The 21,992-nt window shown below is 68.4% G+C and carries 25 protein-coding genes and 1 pseudogene; 17 read left to right on the top strand and 9 right to left on the bottom strand.

All coding sequences use genetic code 11. From position 1 onward, the window contains the following. Nucleotides 1–193 precede the first annotated feature (193 nt). From ACYVF7_RS20085 to ACYVF7_RS20070, 4 genes and pseudogenes are all read left to right on the top strand, one after another. Entirely contained in the window at nt 194–829 is a 636-nt protein-coding gene (locus ACYVF7_RS20085) for a hemerythrin domain-containing protein (RefSeq protein WP_460342573.1), read from the top strand. 51 nt (nt 830–880) lie between these two features. Beyond that, a pseudogene (locus ACYVF7_RS20080) lies at nt 881–1,450 on the top strand (alpha/beta fold hydrolase); the annotation flags it as partial. After that, a complete protein-coding gene (locus tag ACYVF7_RS20075) occupies nt 1,390–1,767 on the top strand; it encodes an alpha/beta fold hydrolase (RefSeq protein ID WP_460358013.1) in 378 nt (125 codons plus the stop codon). The pseudogene ACYVF7_RS20080 and the gene ACYVF7_RS20075, both read left to right, overlap by 61 nt. 126 nt (nt 1,768–1,893) lie before the next feature. Next, nucleotides 1,894–2,628, top strand: coding sequence for a response regulator transcription factor (locus tag ACYVF7_RS20070; RefSeq protein WP_460342570.1), 735 nt, complete (start codon nt 1,894–1,896; stop codon nt 2,626–2,628). Here ACYVF7_RS20070 and ACYVF7_RS20065 read toward each other — a convergent pair. Beyond that, a complete protein-coding gene (locus ACYVF7_RS20065; RefSeq protein WP_460358011.1) occupies nt 2,540–2,770 on the bottom strand; it encodes a DUF6059 family protein in 231 nt (76 codons plus the stop codon). The two genes, ACYVF7_RS20070 and ACYVF7_RS20065, sit on opposite strands and share 89 nt — an antisense overlap. 261 nt (nt 2,771–3,031) lie before the next feature. Here ACYVF7_RS20065 and ACYVF7_RS20060 point away from each other — a divergent pair, with 261 nt between their 5' ends. Then, the gene (locus ACYVF7_RS20060; RefSeq protein ID WP_460342567.1) at nt 3,032–3,991 is read left to right on the top strand and encodes a hypothetical protein; all 960 of its coding nucleotides are present in this window, start codon (nt 3,032–3,034) and stop codon (nt 3,989–3,991) included. A gap of 99 nt (nt 3,992–4,090) precedes the next feature. On the opposite strand, the gene ACYVF7_RS20055 is transcribed toward ACYVF7_RS20060, so the two are convergent. Genes ACYVF7_RS20055 through ACYVF7_RS20045 form a run of 3 tightly spaced genes read right to left on the bottom strand, consistent with a single transcriptional unit; the run spans nt 4,091 to nt 6,490 of the window. Further along, nucleotides 4,091–5,119 carry a methyltransferase gene (locus ACYVF7_RS20055; protein WP_460342564.1) on the bottom strand — a complete coding sequence of 343 codons (1,029 nt, stop codon included), beginning with the start codon at nt 5,117–5,119 and terminating at the stop codon, nt 4,091–4,093. A 40-nt stretch (nt 5,120–5,159) separates the two neighbouring features. Beyond that, entirely contained in the window at nt 5,160–5,948 is a 789-nt protein-coding gene (locus ACYVF7_RS20050; protein WP_460342561.1) for an AfsR/SARP family transcriptional regulator, read from the bottom strand. Between the two features lie 29 nt (nt 5,949–5,977). Next, nucleotides 5,978–6,490: a flavin reductase family protein gene (locus ACYVF7_RS20045; protein ID WP_460358008.1), complete on the bottom strand. Its 513-nt coding sequence runs from the start codon at nt 6,488–6,490 to the stop codon at nt 5,978–5,980. Between the two features lie 326 nt (nt 6,491–6,816). On the opposite strand from ACYVF7_RS20045, the gene ACYVF7_RS20040 reads away from it, so the two are divergent. The 3 genes from ACYVF7_RS20040 to ACYVF7_RS20030 all read left to right on the top strand — a co-directional run bounded on the left by ACYVF7_RS20040 (nt 6,817) and on the right by ACYVF7_RS20030 (nt 9,886). After that, the gene (locus ACYVF7_RS20040) at nt 6,817–7,158 is read left to right on the top strand and encodes a hypothetical protein (protein ID WP_460342558.1); all 342 of its coding nucleotides are present in this window, start codon (nt 6,817–6,819) and stop codon (nt 7,156–7,158) included. Between the two features lie 592 nt (nt 7,159–7,750). Continuing rightward, complete coding sequence (ltrA, locus tag ACYVF7_RS20035) at nt 7,751–9,217, top strand: group II intron reverse transcriptase/maturase (RefSeq protein ID WP_460342555.1); 1,467 nt, start codon at nt 7,751–7,753, stop codon at nt 9,215–9,217. A 165-nt stretch (nt 9,218–9,382) separates the two neighbouring features. Beyond that, nucleotides 9,383–9,886, top strand: coding sequence for a MarR family winged helix-turn-helix transcriptional regulator (locus ACYVF7_RS20030; RefSeq protein ID WP_460342552.1), 504 nt, complete (start codon nt 9,383–9,385; stop codon nt 9,884–9,886). Nucleotides 9,887–9,935: 49 nt separating this feature from the next. Here ACYVF7_RS20030 and ACYVF7_RS20025 read toward each other — a convergent pair whose 3' ends face one another. Continuing rightward, complete coding sequence (locus ACYVF7_RS20025) at nt 9,936–12,005, bottom strand: ATP-binding protein (protein ID WP_460342549.1); 2,070 nt, start codon at nt 12,003–12,005, stop codon at nt 9,936–9,938. Nucleotides 12,006–12,195: 190 nt separating this feature from the next. Between ACYVF7_RS20025 and ACYVF7_RS20020 the strand changes: the two genes are divergently transcribed. From ACYVF7_RS20020 to ACYVF7_RS20010, 3 genes are all read left to right on the top strand, one after another. Further along, nucleotides 12,196–12,663 (top strand): cupin domain-containing protein, encoded by a 468-nt coding sequence (locus tag ACYVF7_RS20020; RefSeq protein WP_460342546.1) that lies wholly within the window; start codon nt 12,196–12,198, stop codon nt 12,661–12,663. Nucleotides 12,664–12,909: 246 nt separating this feature from the next. Further along, complete coding sequence (locus tag ACYVF7_RS20015; protein ID WP_460342543.1) at nt 12,910–13,851, top strand: NADP-dependent oxidoreductase; 942 nt, start codon at nt 12,910–12,912, stop codon at nt 13,849–13,851. Between the two features lie 40 nt (nt 13,852–13,891). Further along, the gene (locus tag ACYVF7_RS20010; RefSeq protein ID WP_460342540.1) at nt 13,892–14,842 is read left to right on the top strand and encodes an alpha/beta hydrolase; all 951 of its coding nucleotides are present in this window, start codon (nt 13,892–13,894) and stop codon (nt 14,840–14,842) included. A 284-nt stretch (nt 14,843–15,126) separates the two neighbouring features. On the opposite strand, the gene ACYVF7_RS20005 is transcribed toward ACYVF7_RS20010, so the two are convergent. Next, nucleotides 15,127–16,278: a hypothetical protein gene (locus ACYVF7_RS20005; protein ID WP_460342537.1), complete on the bottom strand. Its 1,152-nt coding sequence runs from the start codon at nt 16,276–16,278 to the stop codon at nt 15,127–15,129. A 526-nt stretch (nt 16,279–16,804) separates the two neighbouring features. Here ACYVF7_RS20005 and ACYVF7_RS20000 point away from each other — a divergent pair. Continuing rightward, the gene (locus tag ACYVF7_RS20000) at nt 16,805–17,371 is read left to right on the top strand and encodes a hypothetical protein (RefSeq protein WP_460342534.1); all 567 of its coding nucleotides are present in this window, start codon (nt 16,805–16,807) and stop codon (nt 17,369–17,371) included. A 118-nt stretch (nt 17,372–17,489) separates the two neighbouring features. On the opposite strand, the gene ACYVF7_RS19995 is transcribed toward ACYVF7_RS20000, so the two are convergent. Beyond that, nucleotides 17,490–17,930, bottom strand: a complete 441-nt coding sequence (locus ACYVF7_RS19995) for an ATP-binding protein (RefSeq protein ID WP_460342531.1) — start codon at nt 17,928–17,930, stop codon at nt 17,490–17,492. A 145-nt stretch (nt 17,931–18,075) separates the two neighbouring features. Between ACYVF7_RS19995 and ACYVF7_RS19990 the strand changes: the two genes are divergently transcribed. The 4 genes from ACYVF7_RS19990 (at nt 18,076) to ACYVF7_RS19975 (ending at nt 20,192) form a co-directional block, all read left to right on the top strand. Then, entirely contained in the window at nt 18,076–18,852 is a 777-nt protein-coding gene (locus ACYVF7_RS19990; protein ID WP_460342528.1) for a helix-turn-helix domain-containing protein, read from the top strand. Next, nucleotides 18,843–18,950 (top strand): DUF397 domain-containing protein, encoded by a 108-nt coding sequence (locus ACYVF7_RS19985; protein WP_460342525.1) that lies wholly within the window; start codon nt 18,843–18,845, stop codon nt 18,948–18,950. Before ACYVF7_RS19990 ends, ACYVF7_RS19985 begins: the two co-directional genes overlap by 10 nt. 139 nt (nt 18,951–19,089) lie before the next feature. Beyond that, the gene (locus ACYVF7_RS19980) at nt 19,090–19,788 is read left to right on the top strand and encodes a helix-turn-helix transcriptional regulator (RefSeq protein WP_460342522.1); all 699 of its coding nucleotides are present in this window, start codon (nt 19,090–19,092) and stop codon (nt 19,786–19,788) included. Between the two features lie 86 nt (nt 19,789–19,874). Further along, on the top strand, nt 19,875–20,192 hold the full coding sequence (locus ACYVF7_RS19975; RefSeq protein WP_460342519.1) for a hypothetical protein: 318 nt from the start codon (nt 19,875–19,877) through the stop codon (nt 20,190–20,192). On the opposite strand, the gene ACYVF7_RS19970 is transcribed toward ACYVF7_RS19975, so the two are convergent. Together ACYVF7_RS19970 and ACYVF7_RS19965 are read right to left on the bottom strand one after the other, a co-directional pair. Further along, entirely contained in the window at nt 20,170–20,421 is a 252-nt protein-coding gene (locus tag ACYVF7_RS19970) for a hypothetical protein (RefSeq protein ID WP_460342516.1), read from the bottom strand. The genes ACYVF7_RS19975 and ACYVF7_RS19970 overlap by 23 nt on opposite strands. Further along, entirely contained in the window at nt 20,422–20,826 is a 405-nt protein-coding gene (locus ACYVF7_RS19965; RefSeq protein WP_460342513.1) for a winged helix-turn-helix transcriptional regulator, read from the bottom strand. 127 nt (nt 20,827–20,953) lie between these two features. On the opposite strand from ACYVF7_RS19965, the gene ACYVF7_RS19960 reads away from it, so the two are divergent. Then, the gene (locus ACYVF7_RS19960) at nt 20,954–21,814 is read left to right on the top strand and encodes an SDR family oxidoreductase (RefSeq protein WP_460342510.1); all 861 of its coding nucleotides are present in this window, start codon (nt 20,954–20,956) and stop codon (nt 21,812–21,814) included. Nucleotides 21,815–21,992 lie beyond the last annotated feature (178 nt).

The following is a 21,992-nucleotide window of genomic DNA, read 5'->3' as shown; positions in this document are numbered from 1 at the left end:
CTTCGGCGAGAAATCTTAACGAGCCCATCGTGCGGGAAATCGATAAAGCCGAAGTTAAGGTCGCATTAGACATACGGAGGGGCCGCACGGGGGCCGCGACCGCCCTTGACATCCGCTTGTGGTGGACTAGCTTGATTACGTAGCTTGCTATCTAGTTGCGGACAGCGGTCCGCAGCCGAACGGGGAAGAACCCATGAGCTCTGACGACATCGACATGACGATGATGCTGGTCAGCCACAACGCGTTCCGGCGAGACCTGGGACACCTGCGGCGCGCGGTGGAGCAGCGCAGCGCCGAGGATCCCGAGCGCCGGCGGGCCGTTCAGAACGGCTGGAGCCTGTTCAAGCTGCAGCTGCACAACCATCACACGAACGAGGACAAGAGCATCTGGCCCCGGATGCGTGCCCGGCTGCGCGACAAGCCGGACGACCTGGGCGTCCTGGACGCCATGGAGGCCGAACACGACCGGATCGATCCGCTGCTGGCCGCGGTCGACGCTGCGCTCGCCGACGGGACCGCCGACCAGGAGCGGTTCGCGCAGGCGATCGCCGAGCTGGACGACGCGCTCAGCGGGCACCTGACCCATGAGGAGAAGGACGCGCTGCCCCTCGTCCCGGTCACGCTGACCTCCGACGAGTGGCAGGAGACCGCCAAGGACATGCGCGACCTGGTCGGCCTCAAGGGCGCGGCGGAGTTCTTCCCGTGGCTCCTGGACGGCGCGCCGGACAAGGACGCCGACGCGATCCTCAAGCTGATGCCCGCGCCCGCGCGGCTGATGTACCGCCGGATGTGGGTCCCGAAGTACTCCAAAGAGCGGCGCTGGGCCTGACCCCGCCGGCCCCGTGCCGATCCCGCCGCCGGTGCCCCCGGCGGCGGTCCGATGGATGGAGCCGATGTGCGTTCCTGGCTGGTCGACATCGACGGTCCGGTTCACGTGGCCGACTTCGGCGGCACCGGACCGACCGTGATCCTGCTGCACGGGCTGGGTGGTTCTCACGCCAACTGGCTGCGGGTGGGGGCGCGGCTCACCCGCATCGGCCGCGTGCTCTGCCCGGACCTGCCGGGGTTCGGGCGCACCCGCTTGGCGGGCCGCGACTCGTCGCTCGAAGCGAACCAGGACGTCGTGAGCCGCCTCATGGACGTGCTGGGAACGCCGCCCGCGCTCCTCGTCGGGAACTCCATGGGCGCCACCATCGCGCTACGCGTCGCCGCGGCGCGTCCGCGCGCGGTCGCGGGCCTCGCGCTCAGCGCCCCGTGGGTACCCCTCGCGGGACCGGCCGACCCGGGGATGCGGACGATCCTGCAGAGCCCGTCCGCCGTCAGCGCACTGCTGCGCACCCAGCGTGACCGTCCGCCGGCCACCACGCTGCGGCACCTCATCAGGCTCGGCTGCGCCCGGCCGGACCGAATCCCGCCCGAGGTGCTCTCCGCCGCCACCCGCATCGCGCACGAACGGGCGTCACTGTCCCGCGCCGAGGACGGGTTCGGCCCGGCGCTGGCCTCTCTCATGGAGTACACCCGGCGGCCGGCGGTCCTGCGGGCGATGGTCGCCGGAATCGAGGTCCGGCCCTCATCATGCGGGGCACCCGGGATCGCGTCGTCCCGGCGGAAATCATCGACTCCCTGCGCGGCGTGCGCCCCGACTGGACCTACCACCAGCTCGAGGGAGTCGGGCATGTGCCGCAGTTCGAGGCGCCTGAGGAAGTGGCCCGGATCATCATAGACTGGGCACTGACAAAGCGCATTACTCCCCTGTCGGCCACATGAGGCCACGCAACGAGCAAAAATCGCGTTATAGCCTACCTTCAGCCTGGAAGTGCACCGTTCGCGTTGACTAACCGGATCGCGGTTTGGTGCGAGTTCACCAGTGTCGATCAGCAACCTGGGGCAGAAATGTCGGATATTCGCGTTCTCGTTGCGGACGATCGTATCATCACCCGACATGGCCTCGTCGCAACGCTCCGAGAATATCCGGATTTCGAGGTCGTCGGGGAGTCGGCCGACGTCGCGGACACGGTGCGCAAAACGGAGATGCTGCGGCCGAACGTCATCATCGTCAACGGCGCGGCCGAGCGGACCGAGCCGAACGCGTTGATGCGTGCATTGTCGCGGACGTTCGGCAATGGGCTGCCGGCGGTTCTGATCCTCGTCGACGCGCCCGAAGCGCGTTTCTTCCGAGCACAGCATGAAGGCGCACGGGGGCTGCTGCTCAAACAGTCCAGCACCGACCACCTGTGCACGGCGATCCGCATGATGGCGGCCGGCTATTCCCTCTTCCTGGCCTCGGCGTTCGGCCCTGCGGCGTCCGGTGAGCAGCCGCGCGCGGAGCCGCCCGAGGACCCGGCGAACAGGCTGTCCGAGCTCACGCCGCGAGAGTTCGACGTCCTACGGCAGATCGTGCAGGGATATACGAACGCCGAGATCTCCCGGAGGCTCTCCCTCAGCGAGGGAACCGTGAAATCCCATATTCAGCACATGCTGACCAAACTGCAGTTGCGGAATCGCGTACACGCCGTGATCTACGCGTTCGAAATCGGGCTCACTCCCGACCCGGAGCCTCTGGACGATCCGTCTCCGAGCCCACCACAGGATCGAATTGAGCCCAGATGTCTCGCTCCTCGGGGCTAGGCGGAATGTCCGGGATAAGCCGTTCCGGATGATGCGGCGCAGGCCCCGCGAGAGAGCCCGCCTGCCGCCTGCGCGCTTCCCGCTCGGCCGCGTACACCGCCGGCACCGCGGTCAGTCCGGATCCGGCTCCGAGGAACACCATGCCGTCACGGAGAAAACGGCCCAGACTTCGCCATCGACCTTTGAGCCAGGACACCGGAAATCCTCTCCGTTCCTCGAGGAAGCCGCCTCACTCAGTGTCGCGGATCCTGTTTAAGCATGGGTGAAATCCCGGTTGGGCGGCACGCTCCTTCCACAGGACTCTGACTGTGGAGCGAACCGCACCTTACCCTGCTGGTCACGAGCCTTGGCATAAACTTAGTTAGCATGCTAAGTTGTTGGAGATCAGCCAGGGAGGTCCAAGATGAGCAAGGTCACCTACAACGACGCGGTCAACGACGCGCTCGACCGGCTTCGCGGGGTCGGCTTCGAGTTCGGGCCGGGCTTCGTGAACCACGCGCCCATGGTCGCCGAGACCCTGTCGACGATCGGCTGCGCGGACATCGTGGCCACCTGGATCGAGGACAACAAGCGGCAGCGGGCCTATCTCGACCCCCCGGACGGCGGCTCCCCCATCGCCGCCGACGACCCGAACGAGTGGCATCGCGCGCTGGGCGACTTCCGGCGGGTCCTGGACTGGGTCGACATGTTCGACGCCGAGCTGGGTCTCCGGCCGTGGACCGACGTCCTCATCGAGTGGTGGCCGCGCCTGATGCCCGGGATGTACGGGATGCTCACGCACGGGTTCATTCGCGCGGCCCACGCCGTACGCAGCCTGGACGCGTCGCAGGAGCCGAGCCGGCTGCAGCTGCGCGAGCTCGCCCAGGGCCTCGGCTACTGGGCGGCGCGGTACACCCCGGTCCCCAAGGTCGCGGCGGAGAGCCTGCTGCTGATCCCGGCCGCCCAGGAGGACATCGGCGCCTCGATCAGCGCCCTCACCGCCGCCACCGCCGGCCGGTACGCCGAGGGGGCGCCGCGGCCGTCGATCCCCCTGGTCCACGCGGTGACCGCGCCCTCCGCGCTCCGGCTCTTCCTCCCCCACCTTCCCCCCTCGCTGCACCGGGGCGCGTACGACATCGTCCGCCGGTCGGCGGCGGCCATGTGGGAGACGTTCCCGAGCGGCGGGCCGGCCGTTCCGGCGGCCGACCCGGACTACACGCCGCCATCCGCCGAATGGCTGCTGCACAACGCCGTCGACTTCGGGGACGAGCACACGATCAAGCTCACCGAGGCGTGCCTGCGGGAGAACGTCCTGCGGCCGGACGACCGGTACCGCGCCGCCGCCGACACGCTCCTGTACCGGATGAAGACGGACGGCTTCTGACGGCCGAAGGGCCTCCCGGTACATCCGGGAGGCCCTTCCACCGCGATACGGCCGCCGCCGTCCGGGGCGGCATCTCGATCCCGGACGGCGGCGGGGGTGCTATGCGGCCTTGTGGCCGATGACCACCGTCTCCTTCGCCGGCAGCGGCTTCGAGGTGATCGACGTGAAGCCGGCCTCCCGCATCCAGTCCGCGCAGGCGTCGGGGGTGTACTCACAGCCCCCAGGGGACGACGTGAGCATGTACATGCTGAGCAGGAGGTTGTCCAGGCGCCGCCGCTCGGTGTCGAGCATGGGGTCGTACACCAGCAGCGCACCGCCCGGCCGTACGGCGTTGAAGGCCTTCTTGATCAGCTCCTTCCGCTGCTCCTCCGACCAGTCGTGGAGGGCGTTGCCGAAGATGAGGACGTCGGCCTCGGGGAGCGGGTCCACGAAGAAGTCGCCCGGGTGGAAGACGAGCCGGTCGGCGACCTGACGGTCCGCCACGAGCTGCTTGAAGAACGCCTCGACCGGCGGCAGGTCGAAGACGCCGCCGCGCAGGTGGGGGTGCGCCTGCGCGATCGCGGCGGCGAGGTTGCCGCGCGCGCCGCCGCAGTCGACGAACGACTCGTACCGGCTCCAGTCGAACACCTTCGCCAGCTCCGGGCCGATGGTGCCGTTCATCGTGTCCATGCCGGTGAGGAAGAACTGCAGGGCCATCGGGTTCTGCCAGATCTGCGCGAACGGGACCTCGCCGTTCTCGTCCTCCCCGTGCGCCTTGCCCGTACGGAGCGTGTCGACCAGGCCGTCGAAGGCGGGCGACAGGAAGTTCACCGTCATGCCGAGGAAGCTGCCCAGGTAGGTGCGCTGGTCCTGGGCGAGGTACCGCTCGGCGTCGGCCGTCGCACGGTAGCGGTCGTCCTCGTCCCGCTCCAGGACGTTCATCGCCACGAGAGTGTCGAGGAAGTCGCGGGTGGCACGCGGGTGCAGGCCGAGCTCGTCACGCAGCTCCGGCTCGGTCAGCGGTCGTTTGGACAGCGGCGTGAACACGTCGAGCTCGATCGCGGCCAGCAGGATCTTGGTCTTCATGAACGACCAGCCGGACAGCATGATGTTCAGCGGGTCGACGTGCGCGTCGGTCGTCACGGGCATTGCGTCTTCCTTCCGGTTCGGAGGTGATTGCCGAGTCGGGTCAGAGGGTCCACAGGTCCGCCCGGGCGAGCGCCTCGTTGTCGGCGGCGAGGACGGCCTGCTGGACGAGCTGGAGCTCGTGGCCGGGCTCGATGCCGAGCTGCTCGATGAGGGAGTCCCGCAGGGTCCGGTACGCCCGCAGCGCGTCTCCGGTACGGCCGGACCGGTACATCGCGATCATGAGCCGGGCGCCGAGCCGCTCGTTGAGCGGATGCTCGTTGACCAGCTCGCGCAGCTCCCCGACGAGGTCGAGGTGGCGCCCCTGCTGGAGGTCCACGTCGACGCGCCGTTCGAGGGCCGCCAGCCACGTCTCCTCCAGCCGTAGCCGCGCGCCCTCCAGCACCGGCCCCATCCGGAGGTCGCCCAGGATCGGCCCGCGCCGCAGGGACAGGGCCTCCTGGTAGTACTTGGCCGCGAGTTCGAGCGAGCCCTCCGCCCACGACTTGCGGCCGGCTGCGCAGAGCTGCTCGAAGTCGATGACATCGAGACCGCCTTCGTCCACCTCCAGCCGGTAGCCGGGCGGCTGGGTGACGAGCCGGCAGCGCGGCGGTGTGCCGTCGTGCGCGGCGAGGAACTTCCGCAGCTGGGAGACGTACACGCGCAGTGCGCACAGGGCGCTCCGCGGCGGGATCTCCCCCCACAGCTCCTCGATCAGAGTGTCCACGGAGACGACCGTGTTCGTCCGGACGAGAAGGGTGGCCAATATGGTGCGGACCTTGTTGGCACTCGGGCCGTCGACGAGCGACACGCCGTCGTGGACTTCCATGTGTCCGAGAATCGAAAACCGCATCACGGCTCTCCTTCCACCGGGCAGTCAGGTCATATCTCTAGGCGCAGGTGGCCGCTTCTGAAAAATGTGAGCGGGCCGCCGTCCCGCTGAATACCGAGATCGACGACCCGGCCGATGACGATCAGATGGTCGCCGCCGTCGATGACCCGATGCAGTGCGCACTCGAGGTAGCCGAGGGCGTCATCGAGAATCGGCGTGCCGGTACGGCCGGCGCGGGATCTGACCATGGAGAAGTGCGGGTGCTCCTTGGTGGCGAAGACCTGGCAGACGTCCGCCTGGTCCTCGGCGAGGATGTTGACGGCGAAGGCCTCCGCCTCCTTGACCACGGGCCACAGCCGCGACTTGTGGTGAATGCAGAAGAGGACCAGGGGCGGGTCGAGGGAGACCGACGTGAATGAATTCACGGTCACCCCCACGGGTACACCTCCCGCCTGACTCGTTACGACGGCGACGCCGGTCACGAAGAGCCCGCATACGCCACGGAGTTCCCGTTGGTCGAGAACATTTTCGTCGTGCACTGACCGGTTCCGAGCGGTGACCATGTCCATGTCCAGACGACTCCGTCAAGCAGCGATTTTCTCGGACCGGGATTAAATCCCGGCTAACGATTGATAAGCGTAGGCGAGCAGCGCCCGGCCTGACTTCCACACATCTGCTGAAATCCGCATCGCACTTGCGGCGGCGGAATTCGTACTTTCTTTCCGGGTGGACCGCTCCGTTGGTACGGCCCCTCCTCCGTTCGGAGGAGGGCGGCACGTCGGCCCCCGGGCTGAGCCGTCACGCGGATGGAGGGCCGACTCGCGGCGGTCGCACCTGCCCCGACCTTCCGGACCTTTCCCTGCATGTTCGGAAATCAAGTGCAACCGAGATGATCACGCTCACCCCCGTCAAGGGCAGCGGCGCCGGGTTCATCGTCCTGAAGAAGGCGGGCACCGGTCTGTGGACCGGCTCCGAGTACATCTACAACTTCGACGCAGCGGGCACCTGGAACGTCGACGTCGAGGCCACGGACTACGAGTCCGACAACCCCGACGCCAAGAAGACGGTCCAGATCTCCGTCAAGCGGAACATCTCCATCTCGAAGTTCAAGGCCGCCCCGACGAAGGTGAAGAAGGGTAAGAAGGTCACGGTCTCCGGCGTCCTCAAGCGCTGGGACGGCTCCTACGCCTACGCCGGGTTCAAGGGATCCAGAAGGGGTCTGTCCAGCTAACGGCGTGCGCCGTGAGGCGCTGTGATTCGAGTGGAGGTGGGAGACCTCCGCCGGTGGCCTGTCGCAGCAGGTCAGCGTAGTTGAGGGCAGCCTGATCCGGGTGATGGCGGGGAGGGTGGGAGCAGCCCTGACAAAGCCGGGGCGTGCCAGTACTACCAGATGGTGCGGGTCCGGTGAGCGAGATGGAGAGGAGTACGAGAGGAACCGGCGTTGTTACGTCCCTCCACTTGACGCCTGCTCGAACCTGGTGGATCTGGGCAGGACGCGGTGCGCACCCGTCGGCGGAGCCGGTGGGGAACTCCTGGGTCGGCTTGCCGTTGCTGACCGGGAGGCCATGAGGAAGGTCTGCGGCGTACTCATGGCGATGCCGCAGGGACAAAGTCGGGCTCCTACTTCGTCGAGCGAATCACAGTGAACACGGGAACCACCTGGTCTCAGCTCCAGGTCACGGGCGTCCAGCCTGGTGGCGGGGATAGGCGCATCGACCGCTGAACGGGCCGGGTGGGGCGGAGCCGCCGTAGTAGTCCGAGGCCGGGAGAGCCGGTCACAAGGCGAAGGGCGGTAGCGGATTCGAGAAGGGACGGAGACTGCAATGCCGAAAGACGCGCTGTCGAACGACGGCGCCCAAGACCCGGCCCCGGTGGGGTCATGGACGCGGGTATCGGAGATGCAGGCCAAACTTCACCGTTGGGCGGTGGCTGACCACGGCCGCCGGTTCGATGACCTGTTCAACTTCGTGCATGACCCGGCGACGCTGATCGTGGCGTTCGACCGGGTCGCGGGCAACCGAGGGGCACGTGCTCCCGGTGTCGATGGCCTGACGGTCACCGATGTCGAGGAGCGGATCGGTGTCCCGGGGTTCCTGGACGAACTGCGGGCCAGTCTGAAGGATGGTTCGTTCCGGCCGTTGCCGGTGCGGGAACGTAAGATCCCCAAGCCGGGCGGGTCGGGGAAGGTCCGTGCTCTCGGGATTCCGACGGTTGCGGACCGGGTCGTGCAGGCTGCGCTGAAACTCGTGCTGGAGCCGATCTTCGAGGCCGACTTCGAGCCGGTCTCCTATGGGTTCCGGCCCAACCGGCGTGCTCAGGACGCGATCGCTGAGATCCACCATTTCGGCACCCGAGGCTACCGATGGGTGGTGGATGCCGACATCGAGGCGTGCTTCGACCGGATCGACCACGCGGCCCTGATGGAGCGTGTGAGGGTCCGGGTCAAGGACAAACGTGTCCTGGCACTGGTCAAGGCATTCTTGAAAGCCGGGATATTGACCGAGCTCGGCGAGAACAGGAGCACCACGACCGGGACGCCGCAGGGCGGCATTCTGTCTCCGCTGCTGGCCAACATCGCTTTGTCGGTGCTCGATGAGCACTTGATGGAACCGTGGAAGCCGGGCGGGTCGATGTCGAGCGAGGGTAAGCGCGGGTATCGCCGCCGCAAGGGCCGGCCGACATGGCGGCTAGTCCGCTATGCCGACGACTTCGTCGTGCTCGTCCACGGGACCGAGCTCGACACCCAGGCGGTGCGCGAGGACGTCGCCGGGGTGCTCGAACCGATGGGATTGCGGCTCTCACCGGCCAAAACCCAGATCGTGCATCTGGCTGACGGGTTCGACTTCCTAGGGTTCCGCATCCAGTGGCGCCGCAAGAGGGGAACCGATAAATGGCACGTCTATACCTTCATCACCGACCGGCCCATCCGGTCGTTGAAGGCCAAGATCCGTGCCCTGACCCACAGGAAATCGCAACAAGACCTGGGATCCGTGCTGATCAGGCTCAACCAGATCATGCGCGGCTGGGCCAACTACTTCAAGCATGCCGTGGCCAAAGACCGGTTCTCCGCACTCCACCAGTTCGTCTGGTGGCGGCTGATCCGGATGCTGCAAGCACGGCACCACTGGAGCTGGAAGGACGTCCGACGCCACTTCACCACCCCCACCGGGCGGTGGCTACCCATCACAGCGGCGGACGGGACCGAGTTGTTCGACATCGCCAAGGTCACGGTCACCCGATACCGCTGGCGGAGCAACACCATCCCCAACCCCTGGATCGCACCCACATGACGACAGAGACCGTGGAGAGCCCGTTGCGCTGAGAGGCGCACGGCGGGTTCGGCGAGGGGTCTGGGGAAACGGACCGGGAGCAACCCCGGCACCGCGCCCCGGGCCCACTCTCCTTGAGACGACGTCACACCAAACCCTTCGAGTTCGAAGCAGTAGAGTTCTGTCATGCCTGATCCACCGCCGTTGCTCGACCCCGTGCAGCTCGGTGCGTACTTCGATCTCATCGAGGTGACCAGCCTGCTTCGACACGCGATCGAGCAACAGCTGCGTGAGGTCGGCGATCTGAGCTATGTGCAGTTCCAGCTGCTGGCCCGTCTCGGGGACTCACCGACGGGCAGCCGCCGCATGACCGACCTGGCCGACGGCGTCGTCTACAGCCGCAGCGGTCTGACCTACCAGGCGGGTCTGCTCGAGAAGGCGGGCCTGGTCGTGCGCGCCCCCTCTCCGGATGACGAGCGGGGCATCACGGTCACCATCACCGATGCCGGGCGTGCGCTGCTGGCGAAGGTGATGCCCGGTCACATCGAGGTTGTCAGCGGCCTGCTCTTCGAGCCGCTCTCGCGCGACGACGTCAAGACCCTCGCCGGCCTGCTGGCGCCGGTGCGCGACCACATGCGCTCGGCGCCACCTCGCTCAGCGGCGCCTCGCCGCCGCAAAGGCGGAGCGTGACGACGTGGTTCAGTCCACGCGGACGGCCGGTCGCGGCGCCCTCGCGACCTCACCCCTCCGGTGACGAGCGCGGCGGGGACGGCGCGGGCGCCGTGGCCATCTGCCGCAGCAGCTGCTCGATGAGCCGTTCCTTGGCCAGGGCGAGATGGCGCCGGTAAGTGCCGTAAGGCACCCCCAGCCGTCGGGCTGCGGCCTTGTGGGTGCGGGAGGCCGCGATGTACGTGGCGGTGAGCGCGTCGTGCGCCTTCACGCCTGCGGGATCGACCTGCAGCGCGTCGAGCGCGGTCGTGATCGCGCTGCGCAGGTCTGCCACGGGGTCGGCTGAACCGTGTGGCACGAGGCGTGAGTGCAGCAGGACGCTGGTCGCGAACTCCCGGGGAGCGCGCCACGTACGCAGCGCCTCGATCACGCCCTCCTCGAACGCGGCGCGTGGCAGGTCACCGCCGCGCTCGTCGCCCGGGCCACCGGCGGACGGAGCTCCGGTCCACGCGGCCACGGGCGCGACCACGGCGCGAACCCTGTCCTGCACCCACTGGTCCACCGATTGCCGCCGCCAGTCCCTGCCGAAGAGGTGCTGTTCCCGCCCTCCGACGTCCACTGCCGCGACCTCCAGCAGCCCGGCCTTGGCGAGGTAGCGCCGCCACCGCTCGGCGTCCTCGAAGACGATGAAGGTCACCGCGCGTCCGCGGGTCCTCATCTCCTCGGCGATGGTGCGCCGGCTGATGAGGTCCATGAGAGGCGAGGGCCGCTGGTGCCAGCCGGGCTGCACCGCGAAGCGGCGGATGCCCAGGTGCTCGCCCTCACCCAAGGGAGCGGACGCCTCCACGTAGTTCCAGAGCGCCGCGATCACCGGGTCCTCGGCCCGGTCCTCGGGCAGAGGTGCCTTCAGCCGCAGCATGGCCATGAACGCGACGGGCGCAGAGGTGCCCGCGTAGCGGTAGACGCGGAAGGCCCCCGGCTGGCGGCGCACCCAGTGCGCGACCGCAGCCGCGGTCGCGGGGCTCTCCGCCTCCTCCGCCATGCGCAGTACGTCGGGCACGTCGCCGGGCCGGAGGGGGGTGTCCTCGACGTGAGGGTGCGCCCGCCAGTCGTACAGGTCATCGATGCCGTTCTGGTCGCGGAAGAGGAACATCCACTCCGCGACGCGCAGCGGTGCATCGTCCTCGGAGGCGCAGCGCACCGCCTGCAGACACGCGACCGAGACGCGGACGCGTACGTCGTCGTAGCGCTCGGGATCCCGCCAGCGCAGGTCGGCCTCGAGTGTGGCCCGCACCGCGTCGTGCGGATGCAGCCCTTCAGGCGTGGCCTCGACGTAGGGCAGCTGACGCAGCCAGGGGAACACCGTCGCGGTGTCCTCCTCACCCAGCGCCGCGCGCAGCAGCGGCTCGCGCGTGACGTAGGCCTGCGCGACGACCTCGAGGGCGCGTCGGTGCGCGGCGCTCGGCAGGTCGCCCACCAGCCGCTCGACCAGGGTCGTCAGCACGTCGCCGGTGGGCTCCCACGGTGCGCCCGGCGCCGCGGCGGGCACGGATGCGGCGAGTGAGAGGGCGAGCGGGCTGCCCCCGGCGAAGGCGACGTAGGCACCGCGCTGCTCAGCGGGGACACCACGCGCGGCGAGCAGGGCGTCCGACTGGGCGGGGTCGAGCGGTCGCACGGCCAGTTCGGCGAAGAGCTGCGCCCAGCCGGGATCCAGCGACCACTCGACATCGGGGGCGACCCGGCTCGCGATCACGACGACCGCACCGTCGGCGAGCCGGAGCAGGAGGGTGTCGCGAAGCCACGGCTCGAGCGGCTGGCACTGCTCGAAGGAGTCAAGGAGCAGGACAGTGCCGGGCTCGGAGCACGCCAGGGCGGCGGCCTCCTCCAGCCGGTGCGGATCCGCGTCGAGGAACCGTGCGTCGATGTGCACCACACCGCGGCCGGCGAGCTCCGCCTGCCGGCCGGCGTAGCGCAACAGCGAGGACTTGCCGATCCCGCCGGGGCCATGGACGTACGCCACGAGCGGAGCGTCCGCGGCTCCCGACAGCATCCGGTCGAGCAACGCCCGCTCCGGCTCCCTGCCCACCAGCGCATCGGCTCGTGCCGCTGCCAGCCTGCCCGCAAGTCCCGTCAAACCCACGCAAAGCTCCTCCCCCGGCTGGACCCATCTTGCCGTGTCGCGAATCCGCCGGGTAGATCGGTTGAGCGCTTCGGAATGGGCAGGGCTGGGCCCGAGTGAGCACCACAGGACGTGGAGACCGGGCAGCGATGCGGCGCAGGATCGCCGGCAGGAGGACGGCGCCGCCGCCCACGGACCTCGAGGACCGAGCATGAGCATCCCTTACCTCGCTCAGCGGGAGGACCAGCAGCAGCTCGAGTGGATCGGCGGGAGCATCTTCAGCGTCCTGCTCGATGCCGAGGCGACCGATGGGCGGCTGACCGTCGGACGCTTCGACGTCAGCGAGGGCGAGGCGCCGCCGTGGCATCTGCACAACAACGAGGACGAGGTCTTCCTGCTCCTCTCCGGCTCGGCGCTGGTATGGGCCGCCGACGAGCAGCACGAGCTGCGGGAGGGTGGCATCGTCTTCCTGCCCCGGGGCATCCCGCACAGCTACCGCATCACCTCCGAGAAGGCCGACCTGCTGCTCATCGCGACCCCTGGCGGGTTGGAGAAGATGTTCCGCCACGCGGGCCGCGACCTGCGCGAGCCACGCCCGGAGGGCTTCGAGATCCCGCCGCAGCTGCTCGCCGAAGCCGCCGAACTGTCCGGCAACGTCGTCCTCGGCCCTCCCCGCTGATGGCACCCCAGCGCAACCGCAGTGAAGGACAGCGGCTCGCGCCAGCGGCCCCCTGACCTTGGGCAGGTGATGCGTGGTCGGCTTACCGGTTTACACGCCGAGCTTGTGCCCACGGTCGTCATCGCCAGCCCGGAGGACTAGGAGTGTCACACGCCACTTGCTTCAAATTCGAAGCAGATGTAGGTTGATCGGCAGATGCTTCAAGTTCGAAGCAGATCCCATGCAAGTGAAAGCGAGAGATCTCAAATGAAGGCAGTGCGTTTCCACGAGTACGGCGACCCCGACGTCCTGCGCTACGAGGACACGGACCTGCCCGTCCCCGGAGCCGGGCAGGTCCGGATCCGCGTCGCCGCGACGTCGTTCAACTCCGTCGATGGCAACATTCGCGGGGGCTTCATGCAAGGTCCCATCCCCGTGGAGCTGCCGCATACCCCCGGCCTCGACGTCGCCGGCACGATCGACGCGCTGGGCGAGGGCGTGGACGGCGTCGCGGTCGGTGACGACGTCATCGGCTTCCTGCCGATGACGGGAGACGGCGCGGCCGCGGAGTATGTCCTCGCGCCGGCCGAGATCCTCACACCAGCGCCCAAGAGCATCCCGCTGCCCGACGCCGCCGCGTTGCCGGTGGTGGGCCTCACCGCGTGGCAGGCGCTGTTCGACCACGCCAAGCTGACGGCCGGGCAACGCGTGCTGATCAACGGCGCGGGCGGAGCGGTCGGCGGCTACGCCGTGCAACTCGCCAAGAACGCCGGTGCCCACGTGATCGCCACGGCCAGCCCCCGCAGTAGTGAGCGCGTCAGGACGGCGGGCGCCGATGAGGTCATCGACCACACCGCCACGGACGTGCTCGCGGCGGTGACCGAGCCGGTCGACGTCGTACTCAACCTCGCGCCGATCGACCCGGCGCAGCTGGCCGCGCTGGTCGCCCTGGTCCGCCCGGGCGGTGTCCTCGTGAACACGACGGTGTGGATGCCCGCGCCCACCGACGAGGAGCGCGGCGTGCGCGGCATCGACCTCTTCGTCCGCAGCGACGCCGAACAGCTGTCGCGGCTGGTGACACTGATCGACCGCGGTGAGCTGCGCGTCGACGTCGCCGAGCGGGTGCCGCTGGCCGAGCTGCCGGCACTCCACACCAGGGCCGCCATGAGCGCGCTGTCCGGCAAGGTCATCGTCCTTCCCGGCGCCTGACGTCGCCGCCGACCCACACCTCGCGAGAGGGAAATCAGTCATGTCGTTGAGCCTGGATCCCGAAATCGCCGAGGCGCTGGCCCCGATGGCCGGCGCGATGGCGGACGCCACCCCTCCGGCGGTGGGCGATGTCGCGGCGCGCCGCGCCATCTGGGAGCCGATCATCGGCGCCGCCGGAACCGCCCAGCCGATTCCGGCCGACGTGACGACCAGCGAGCACCACGCGACCGCGGACGACCGTGCGCAGATCAAGATGCGCTGGTACGTCAAGGACGGCGCGACGCCGGGCCCGGCCGTGCTGTTCCTCCACGGCGGCGGGTACATCTTCGGCCACATCGACCTGTTCGACGGGCCGGTCGCCCGCTACGTGTCCGCCAGCGGCGTGCCGATGCTGTCGGTCGAGTATCGCCGCGCGCCCGAGCACCCCTTCCCGACCCCGCTCGAGGACGCCTACGCCGCGCTGGGCTGGCTGCACGAGCACGCCTCCGAGCTGGGCGTCGACCCCGACCGGGTCGGCGTGATGGGCGACAGCGCCGGAGGCGGCATGGCGGCGGCGCTGACGATCCTCGCCCACGAGCGCGTCGGCCCGAAGATCGCCCGCCAGATCCTCCTCATGCCGATGCTCGACGACCGCACCACCACGCCCGACCCGCACATCGCGCCCTACGTGCTGTGGTCGTACGACGACAGCCTCACCGCGTGGCCGGCCCTTCTCGGCGAGGCCGCCGGCGGGCCCGGCGTCCCGGCCACGGCGGCTCCGGCTCGGCTCGAGGACGCGGCCGGCCTCCCGCCGGCCTACATCGAGGTCGGCCAGCTCGACCTCTTCCGCGACGAGGACACCGCCTACGCGATGAAGCTCAGTCGCGCCGGGGTGCCGGTGGAGTTCCACCTGCACCCCGGCGTACCGCACGAGTTCGACTCCATCGCTTTCGGCTCCGACGTCGCCCGGCGCGCCGTCGCCGACCGAGTCCGAGTGCTCAAGTCGATCTGAGCCGGCGCCGAGCGCGGTCGCCCGTCACTGACGAGGCGGGCTCCGCACCGCCTCGCCATGGCGCCGATGACCCGCCACCGCTCCAGGCCGGACGGCGTCCCGACCGACCTCAACCGCGAGCACATCCCGGGCACGGCACGGGCATCTCCCGGCTGCGGGCCCGCACCCGGATGAGCTCACCGTCGTCCGTTACCACCGAAATAGCGACAGAGCCGAAACCCGCACAGTCCCTCCAGAGCGCACACGGTCGGGCTGAGGGTGCTAATCCGGGGCGACGGGGTCGGTTACGGCGTTATCGTTTTGCCGCCGAAGGTCACGACGAGGTGGCCGTCCGCGGCGAAGGACCAGTTCAAGGCGCCGGCGTACGACGAGCACTCGGATCCGTTCGAGCCGGACCAGAACTGGTTCGAGCTGTCGGCGTCGCCCACGGCCTTGTCGTTCGACCCGCCGCTGCTAAAGCGGCACGAGACGTTGGTCCGGAACACCGAGGTGCCCTTGTCGAATGAGAAGTTGCGCTCGCTGTTGTCGATGCTGACGTTGTTCGAGACCGTCATCGTTCCGGGGTTGCTGTTGTAGGTGAATCCGTGATGGCCGTTGTGGTAGGCGATATCGCGCAGGACGATGTGATTGACCTTGATATCGTCGCCGCCGAGCTTGTAGCCGTTGCGGTCACCGTTCTTGTTCTGTGTGCCATCGGAGAGCGTTCCGTTGTTGTAGGAAAGGGAGTCCTCGATGGTCACCGGGCCGATGGCTCCGGTGTCCGTCTTGGTGTAGAGGTCCCAGCCGTCGTCGATGTTGTTGTGGGACACGTCGTAGCGGAAGACGTTCCCGGTGCCGGCGGTGAGCTTGGCGGCGAAGCCGTCGGCGTCCTCGCCGTCGGAGTCGGCGTTGTCGTGCGACTCCGCGCTCACGACGAGGTTGTTGGAGGGCCATTGGTCCTTGGGGGTGCTGGAGGCCACCCGCGAGATCTGCAGCCCCGTGTCATGGTTGAACGCCGTCACCGTGCGCTCGATGACGTTGTTACTGCCGCCGACGAAGATGCCGTTGTCACCGGCGTGCTCGACGACGATGCCGTAGACGTGCCAGTACGACCCGTTCAGGGCAAGCCCGCGGTTCGCCGGGTCCTCGCTCATGGCCGAGAAGTCCAGTACGGGAGTCTCACCTGGGTAGGCGGACAGTTCCGTGCGGGCGCTCGAGGTGCCGTTGTTGCCCGGCGCGATGGTGACCGTCTGCGAGTAACGGTAGGTTCCGCCGCGGATGTAGATCTTCCCACCGGCGGTGACGCGGGTGATCGCCGAGGTGAGCGTCGTCGGGTCCGCCTGAGTTCCGGCCGCGCTGTCTTTGCCGTTCGGCGCCACGTACAGCGTGCCGGACGCCGCGTGCGCGGTGTTCAACGCGACCAGCGTCGCCGCGGCGGGGAGCGCCACCGCGGTCAATCCGGCTCCTACCGCCGCCCTGACTCTTTTTCGTCGAGGCATAGCCTTACCCTCCTTCGTGAGGATTCCCTCCCCCGTATTCGAAGTTAGGAAAAGCTTTTCCTGAGGGCAAGGTAACTGCGTTCCGTAGTTGAGGTCCGCTGCTCATACCCGAATCGTGACTGTGGCGGCGTGCGCGGCGAAAAGCTCACCCGTGCCAGGTGAGAGCCATGACGCCTGGTCTCTCGTGATGCAGGATCGCCAACGACGTGCGAATTCCGGCCCCTACCGACCCTTGAAAGTTTCACGAATGGCGCCTGTTCGTCACGACTTGTCACGCCGGGCCCCCGGCACCCACTCCATAACGCGTCACCGTCAGTAGCCAGAACTACGCAGGGTTAATTCGGCTGGTCGCAAAAACGCCTCGGGCCGATTGCCGCATTGCCTCACTCTCGCGAATGACTTACAGTCACCAATCGATCGCGAAGAGTGCTCGACTGCTCTGCGTGACAGCCACGTCGCATCACAACCCTCAGGAGGTCACATCATGATGATCCGCAGGCTCGTCCGGATGGCGCCGCCAGTGCTGCTGGCCGTGATGGCCCTGGGCGCCCCGACGGCCGCGTCCGCCTCCCCGGCGGCACCGGAGCGCGTGACCATCACCGCGCTGGACTACAACAGCACCGGCTGGAAATACCTGCAGGTGTCGTCCCCCAGAGTCGTGCCCGGATTCCAGGATCCGGACTTCGACGACAGCGGATGGCCGACCGGGCAGGCGGCCTTCGGCACGACCACCGGCTGCCCGTTCAACGCCTCGGTCAAGACCCCGTGGCAGCCCAACACCGACATCCTGGTGCGGCACTGGCTCCGCATCCCGCGCTTCGCACAGGACATCCGCATCCAGGGCACCATCGACAACGACGCTCAGGTCTACCTCAACGGCCGGCTCCTGCAGACCGTCCGCAGCGGCTACTGCCGCGCCAACACCATCGACGTCACCGTTCCGCAGAACGTCCTAGAGCGCTGTAATCTGCTCGCCATCCGCGGCCACGACTACGGCGCGTCCACCTTCCTCGACGTCCGGGTCACCTACACCCGGCCCGGCCCGGCCTGACACGAGCCACCGCCCGAAGCCTCGGTGCGGGGTGCCGGTCTTCGGCTCCGCACCGGGCTACGGCGGGCGACGATGCGACGGCAGGCTCGCTACTCGCGGCTGGTGACACGGACCGGCGTCACCCCTTCGGCTCCTCCCCTATGGCGCGCGGCTCTGGGAAGGCCGTCTCGCACCACACGACACGTCCGGCTTCGCTGCTGTGGGTACCCCATCGGCCGCCGGTGAGGATGTCGACCATGTGCAGCCCGCGCCCTCCGGTCGCGTCCGGTCCCGCGTCGATGATCCGGGGGACCCGATCGGCGCCTCCGGCGTCCGCCACTTCGACGCGAATGCCGTCGGCGACGGCGGCAAGCGTGATCGTCACGGTGGCGGAGCCGGAATGGCGGATCGCGTTCGTCGCCAATTCACAGGCGAGGAGTACGACGTCGTCGGCGACCGCCTCGTAGGCCGGGACGAGCATGTCGTACGCCCACCGCCGCATTCGGCCGACCTCCGACGCCGCAGCGGGCATTTCGATTTCTCCGAGAATTCTCAGCTCGGTCGTTTCGGGGGATGCCATCTGCCGTTCTCCCGTCGTCTTCGTTGGAGCCTTCACAATGACGCGGAGCGACTACAATGCGTACGCGACCGAATACGGAGCACGAACACCAGAAGGCGAATGAGGAGTTCTCGAAGAAACCTGAACTCCGGCGTGGAGGTATCAAATGGGCAATCCCCCCAGCCCAACGCTGCTCAAATTGGGCGCGGCGATTCGCCGCTACCGGCAGGCCGACGGGCTCACCCAGGCACAGCTCGCGCAACGGGTCAATTACTCCGAAGGCTGGCTGAGCAACCTCGAGACCGGCCAGCTCCGCCCCAAAGGCCAGGCCGTCGGCTCCGTTGAGAAGGCACTCAGCCTGCCCGCCGGGGTCCTCATGGACCTCTACGACCTACTCACCGAGGAGACCCCACCGGGGTGGTTCCGCCCCTGGCTCGAAGAGGAGCGCGCGGCCACCGTCCTCCGCTCATTTGAGCACACGGTCGTCCCCGGCTTGCTCCAGCACGAGGAGTACGCCCGCGCGCTGCTGAACGGAGACGACGCCGCCGTGACTGCGCGACTGGAGCGGCAAGAGATCCTCTCCCGCGACAATCCCCCGACCCTTCGCTGCGTCATCGACGAGATGGTCTTCTACCGCCAGGTCGGAGACGCCGCCATCATGCGTGCACAACTCGAGCACCTGGTAGCCCGCGTATCTCCGCTCATTACCGTCCAGGTAGTGCCCGCCGCTGCAAATCCGCATCGAATGGGTGCATTCGTAATCGCCACCGTCGACGGCGGCGAGGTAGCCTACGTGGATACGGCCGTCCGTGGCATGGTCACCAGCAGCCGGGAGGACATCCTGGTCCTCTCGAACTTGTGGGAGTCCATCCGGACTTTCACCATGTCACAGCAGGAGTCGGTCGAGTTCATCACGAAGGTGGTGGCGGAAAGATGGACCTGAGCCGCGCCGGATGGCGTAAGTCCACGCGCAGCGGGGAAAACGGCGGCAACTGCGTCGAGGTGACCGTCGTCAAGGGCGTTCAGGTGGTGCGCTCTTAGAAGGATGGCCGAGTATCGTCGTTGCGGGCGCACGGTCGTACCGATCGCGTCTGGGGACGGGTTTTCGCTCAGGCAGGTAACGATTAGTGCCCGGGCCGAGTCGTGGTCCGATCCAGAGACGCCGCTCGGGCATCAGCTCATGCTCGTGCGGCGTGGCGTGTTCCGTGCGCGGGTCGGCGGCCACACGCTCCTGGCGGATCCGACGGTCGCCTACATCGGCGGGCCTGCCCAGGAGCAGAGCATCGCCCATCGGGTGGGGACGGAGGACACCTGTACGGCCCTGGTGATGTCGGAGGCCTTCATGGTCGAACTGACTCGAGGGGTGCCGGTACAGCCCTCGGTTCCGGTGACCGGTGATCTCGCCGTCGCACATCGCCTGCTGTCCGCCCGGGCACGCCAGTGCACCGACTCCTTCGAACTGGCCGAGATGACGATCCGGCTGGTGGGCCGGCTGCTCGCGACGCCGGCCCCGATGCAGCAAGCCGCCAGGCGAGCGACGACTGCGGTCGCGCAGCGGACGTTGGTGGACGCGGCAAGGGAACTGCTGACCGATGACCCGAGCGCGCTCGGGCTGCGGGACATCGCCCAGCGCCTTGGGTGCTCTCCGTACCACCTCAGCCGCATCTTCCGCCGCCAGACCGGGATGACCTTGACCGGATACCGCAACCGCATCCGCGTGCACATCGCCCTGGACGCGATCGAAGCAGGGCACACCAACCTGGCGGACCTGGCGGCTGAGCTGGGCTTCGCCGACCACGCTCATCTGACCCGAACGGTTCGCGGCGAATGCGGCCACACGCCGCAGGCGCTGCGGCGACTTCTAGCCGCGCCGAACTGAGCAAAGACCTTCAAGCGCCGGCGCCGCGGCCAGGCCGACACTCGTCTGGTCCGCCACAACCCCGGCAGCGCAGGAGAGAACCCGGCATGATCGCTCGAGTGTGGCAAGCCCGGACCAGCGGCCCCCAGACCACCGAGAAGTATCGCCAGGTCTTCGACGCGGACGTCCTAGCGAACCTCCGTGGTATCGACGGTTTTCACGGTGCCTACCTGCTTGCCCGGCAAGTCCACGGATCGGTGGGGATCAAAACCCTGACCCTGTTCGAGTCCATCGACGCCATCAAGCGCTTCGCCGGCGACGATCACGAACGCGAGCACGTCACGCCGGCGGCCCGCGCCACCTTGCTCGACTCAGATCCCGCCATCCGGCACTTCGACGTGCTCACCGCATTCCCCCACGCCTGACCGGCCAACTCTCGAGCACGCTCTTAGACGGGCTGGTGCGCCTGACGACTTCGACGGTGATCGCGGCGGCTGCCCTGGCGTAGCGGGCCAGCGGCGCGCCGTCGTAGCCGGAATCGGCCCACATGATCCTCAGCGTGCTGAACGCGTTGAACAGGCGGATAATCAGGAGTTTCGCCCCGGCTTTGTCGCTGACCGAGGCGGCCGGCCGATCCAGACCGTTTATCAGCACTTAGCTGACGCGCTCGGCATTGGCGTCGTACTCCTCGCGGGCGGCAAGGACCTCCGCCATATGCCGCGTCGACCACTCCGTGAGCGCCCGCAAAGGTTCCCGGAGTGTCTGGCCGAGCGGAGTCAGCGCGTACTCCACGCGCGCCGGCACGGTCGGGTAAACCGTTCGCCGGACTATGCCGTCGCGTTCGAGGGCGCGCAGCGTCTGGGTGAGCATCTTCTCGCTCACTCCCGCCAGCTGCTTCCGCAGCCGGGTGTACCGGCACACCCCATGCTTGCCGAGCTCGCCCAGCACGAGAACCGTCCATTTGTCGCCGATCCGGTCAAGCACATCCCGCGACGGGCAGCCGCGCGTGTACGGGTCCCACGACGTTGTCGGCTCGGTCACACCCTGGTCAGTCTCCACATGCTCACCTCAATGCTCTCCTTTGGGTGGCCACCGTACTTGAAAGTGGCTACTTCCCAGAAGAGAGCAAGCAGGTCATCTTCGATCCGTCACGCTGCGGGAGGCCGTGGCGGAAAGGAGATCGTCAATGTCAGTCGTTGTGACCGGAGCGACCGGTCATCTGGGCAGGCTCGCCGTCGAGGCGCTGCTGCGGCGCGGGGTGCCGGCCTCGGACGTCGTCGCGACCGGCCGGGACACCGCCGGGATCAAGGATCTCGCCAACCGCGGTGTCGTGGTGCGCCGGGCCGACTTCGCCGACCCGGACGGCCTCGCGGCAGCCTTCGCAGGAGCGGACAAGCTGCTGCTGATCTCGGCCTCGATACCCGTGGACGAGCGGGTCGCCAACCACCGGCGCGCCATCGACGCCGCGCTGGCCGCGGGGGTGTCGCTGGTGGCCTACACGAGCATGTCGCACGCGGACACGGCCACTCACATCCTCGCCGCCACCCACCGTGCCACCGAGGAGTACCTGCGCGAGCGCGCTGTGCCCAGCGTGGTGCTGCGCAATAGCTCGTACCTGGAGAACTACACCGCCCAGCTGCCCATGGTCCTGCAGCAGGGCACCGTCGTCGGGGCCGCCGGCCAGGGGAGGATCAGTGCCGCGTCCCGGGCCGACTACGCCGAGGCCGCCGCGGTCGTGCTGACCACCGAAGGCCACGCCGGCGCGGTATACGAGCTAGGCGGAGACGAAGCGTTCACCCTGGCCGGGCTCGCCGCGGCGATCTCGACCGCCGCGGGGAAGCCGATCACCTACACCGACCTGCCGGCGGGCAAGCTCGCCCGGATGCTGGCCGGTGCCGGCCTGCCCGCCGAAGTGGCGGACGCCCTAGCCGACGCCGACCTCGGGATGAGCCGCGGCGAGCTGTTCACCGGCTCCGGTGACCTGCGCCGCCTGATCGGACGACCGACCACGCCCCTGGCCGACGCGGTCGCCGACGCGTTGCGCTGACAAGGGGTCCCGGCACCGGAACGCGTCCAGGTCGTCGCCGACCACCCCTGCCGTGATCGAGGACTGAATCACACGCCCCACCGCGCCGAGCAACACCCTCAACCCGGCACGGATTTACGCAGCCGGGCTGGCGAGCGCACGGCAGCCGACCAGCCTGAACAGGCGGCAGGAAGTCCTT

The sequence above is a fragment of the Actinoallomurus acanthiterrae genome, assembly GCF_054775715.1.
Note: the sequence above shows the minus strand (reverse complement) of the source record. Positions and strands in the feature narration are given on the sequence as shown.

Bases quoted from the DNA above. Each gene is read 5' to 3' on its own strand.
- ACYVF7_RS20085 (WP_460342573.1), top strand. From the start codon at position 194: ATGAGCTCTGACGACATCGACATGACGATGATGCTGGTCAGCCACAAC.
- ACYVF7_RS20070 (WP_460342570.1), top strand. From the start codon at position 1,894: ATGTCGGATATTCGCGTTCTCGTTGCGGACGATCGTATCATCACCCGA.
- ACYVF7_RS20065 (WP_460358011.1), bottom strand. From the start codon at position 2,770: ATGGTGTTCCTCGGAGCCGGATCCGGACTGACCGCGGTGCCGGCGGTG.
- ACYVF7_RS20060 (WP_460342567.1), top strand. From the start codon at position 3,032: ATGAGCAAGGTCACCTACAACGACGCGGTCAACGACGCGCTCGACCGG.
- ACYVF7_RS20055 (WP_460342564.1), bottom strand. From the start codon at position 5,119: ATGCCCGTGACGACCGACGCGCACGTCGACCCGCTGAACATCATGCTG.
- ACYVF7_RS20050 (WP_460342561.1), bottom strand. From the start codon at position 5,948: ATGCGGTTTTCGATTCTCGGACACATGGAAGTCCACGACGGCGTGTCG.
- ACYVF7_RS20045 (WP_460358008.1), bottom strand. From the start codon at position 6,490: ATGGTCACCGCTCGGAACCGGTCAGTGCACGACGAAAATGTTCTCGAC.
- ACYVF7_RS20040 (WP_460342558.1), top strand. From the start codon at position 6,817: ATGATCACGCTCACCCCCGTCAAGGGCAGCGGCGCCGGGTTCATCGTC.
- ltrA (WP_460342555.1), top strand. From the start codon at position 7,751: ATGCCGAAAGACGCGCTGTCGAACGACGGCGCCCAAGACCCGGCCCCG.
- ACYVF7_RS20030 (WP_460342552.1), top strand. From the start codon at position 9,383: ATGCCTGATCCACCGCCGTTGCTCGACCCCGTGCAGCTCGGTGCGTAC.
- ACYVF7_RS20020 (WP_460342546.1), top strand. From the start codon at position 12,196: ATGAGCATCCCTTACCTCGCTCAGCGGGAGGACCAGCAGCAGCTCGAG.
- ACYVF7_RS20015 (WP_460342543.1), top strand. From the start codon at position 12,910: ATGAAGGCAGTGCGTTTCCACGAGTACGGCGACCCCGACGTCCTGCGC.
- ACYVF7_RS20010 (WP_460342540.1), top strand. From the start codon at position 13,892: ATGTCGTTGAGCCTGGATCCCGAAATCGCCGAGGCGCTGGCCCCGATG.
- ACYVF7_RS20000 (WP_460342534.1), top strand. From the start codon at position 16,805: ATGATGATCCGCAGGCTCGTCCGGATGGCGCCGCCAGTGCTGCTGGCC.
- ACYVF7_RS19995 (WP_460342531.1), bottom strand. From the start codon at position 17,930: ATGGCATCCCCCGAAACGACCGAGCTGAGAATTCTCGGAGAAATCGAA.
- ACYVF7_RS19990 (WP_460342528.1), top strand. From the start codon at position 18,076: ATGGGCAATCCCCCCAGCCCAACGCTGCTCAAATTGGGCGCGGCGATT.
- ACYVF7_RS19985 (WP_460342525.1), top strand. From the start codon at position 18,843: ATGGACCTGAGCCGCGCCGGATGGCGTAAGTCCACGCGCAGCGGGGAA.
- ACYVF7_RS19980 (WP_460342522.1), top strand. From the start codon at position 19,090: ATGCTCGTGCGGCGTGGCGTGTTCCGTGCGCGGGTCGGCGGCCACACG.
- ACYVF7_RS19975 (WP_460342519.1), top strand. From the start codon at position 19,875: ATGATCGCTCGAGTGTGGCAAGCCCGGACCAGCGGCCCCCAGACCACC.
- ACYVF7_RS19960 (WP_460342510.1), top strand. From the start codon at position 20,954: ATGTCAGTCGTTGTGACCGGAGCGACCGGTCATCTGGGCAGGCTCGCC.